The 2,013-nt window shown below is 42.2% G+C and carries 1 protein-coding gene; it reads right to left on the bottom strand.

Annotated elements, in window-relative coordinates; genetic code table 11:
- Positions 1–117: 117 nt before the first annotated feature.
- On the bottom strand, positions 118–2,013 hold a 1,896-nt coding region (locus NWQ57_RS17395; RefSeq protein WP_306023441.1), incomplete at its 5' end, for a TonB-dependent receptor.

Below are 2,013 nucleotides of genomic sequence, written 5' to 3'. Positions count from 1 at the left end.
CCGTGCAATTCCATCCTTAGGTTCGCAAAACAATACGTCACTGTATTCGCTTTCCAATGGTATTGGGTAAAGTCACTACCTAGGGCAGGGTAAACCCAGATAAATTGCAATGATGAACTATAACTTCCAATTAAACCCTAGCTCAAAAGTGCGACCATATTCTTCGTATTGGGCGCTGATACTGCGCTTGTCGAAATAGTTGTAATACGCTTCATCATTGATGTTAATGGCGTTGAAATACACATGCATGTTGTCGTTGATAAAGTATTTGGCCATAAAATCCAATTGCTGGTGGGCGTCTTCCATACGCATCATATCGCCATCGATTTCATCCAAGTTTTCACTTTTGTATGAGGTAGTTAAACGCAAGCTCATTAATTTACTTTCGTAACCTATGGTGAAGTTAGCAATTTTATCTGACTGATTAGGTAGGGTGGTTTTAAAACGCTCACCATCTAATTCAGTGATGGCTTCTGAATCACTAAAGGTGCCGTTAGCTGATAATAATAGGCCGTTATCGAAAGCTTTAACCCAAGCTAATTCTAGGCCGCTTACCTTGGCAGATTCACCGTTTATGGCTTGCTTTACTTCTTTAAAACCTTCCCAGCCACTGGTGCCCGCTACATCTGCAGTGATAATAAAGTTGTCAATATTTTTGTAAAAATAGCCAGCGGATAACACCCCAATGTCACCGGGGTAATATTCTAAAGTGGCATCGAAGTTAGCGGATTCATAAGGCTGTAATTCAGGATTGCCTGCTTCTGCTTCACGTTCCGTGACAAATTCGCCGTCGTCTTCTTCGGTTTTTGATTCGATTATTTGATAGGCACCCACATCTTCAAATTTGGGGCGAGAAATGGTTTGGGTATATGCAAAACGTGCAATTAAGCTATCGTTAAATTCGTAGCGTACGTTAATGCTTGGCAACAAATAATCGTAATTATGGTCTTTTTCCCAAGGGGTATTGACCACCTCTTCGCTATCAGTTTGCTCATTTTCAATCAGTTCAACACGCATGCCGGCGGTACTGAAGTCGGTTTTTTCGTAACGCAGACCCGCGACAATACGTAAGTCGTCTATATCAATTTTACCCATTAAATATAGGGCAAAAATGTCTTCGTTATTGCTGTAAGTGGCACCATTGGATTCAACTTCTGAATCCAGTTCAACCAGCTCTAGTGCACTGCGATTTTGATTAAAATAGTCACGCATAACGTGTTTATTCAGGCCAGGACCAAAATCGCCGAGGCCCCAATCAGGTGTCGACGTGGCAAATGCAGTTGCATCAACATCATCAAAATCACCGTCATAAATTGACGTATTGGCGCGATTAAACTTTTCGCGTGTACGATATTTGCCTCCAAATTTGATTTCAGTAGAGTGGCCTTGCCATTCACCTAAACGAGTAAAATCAATTTTTGCACTACTTTCGGTATCTTTGGCGTAGTTTTTAGCAAACTCAATTTCATCTAAGGCATAGTTGCTCATGTCCATGGCGGCAGCATCTTGGGTAATAGTTGGAACTTGCCCCTGCATATCCGAGCTGATGTTCATCTCTTCGCCCACAAAGGTGTAATAGAGCGAGTGAGGTTCTTTTTCATCGGCTTTTGAGTAGCCTAATTGATATTCTATTAACCAATCGTCGAGTTGATGTTTGGCGCCAGCGGTGACAGATAAAATGCTTTGAGCTTCGTAGCGGTCTTTACTTTCCCGTTCAATTTCTGAATCATCACCGTCAAAGGTAAAGGTATTTCTTAGGCGGTTTTCATCGTCAGAAAATTTACTGTATAAGCTGCGAATATAATATTGATTATTAAAGTTGGGCCGAAAATCCACGTTCAGTGCTGCGCCTAAACGCTCACGATTAATGGTGTAATAACGCTGTTCGATTTCATCGTCACCGTTCGACTCAATGTTATCAGAGCCAAAGTCGCGGCTAAAATAAGACACCGCAGCAGCTACCCCCCATACTTCGTTGATCACCGTGGTGCCACTGGCCGATACTTTAGGGCT

Source organism: Paraglaciecola sp., from assembly GCF_030730205.1.
In the GTDB taxonomy this organism is placed as follows: Bacteria; Pseudomonadota; Gammaproteobacteria; order Enterobacterales; family Alteromonadaceae; genus Paraglaciecola.
The sequence above is the reverse complement of the archived record's forward strand: the minus strand, read 5'-3'. Positions and strand labels throughout refer to the sequence as shown.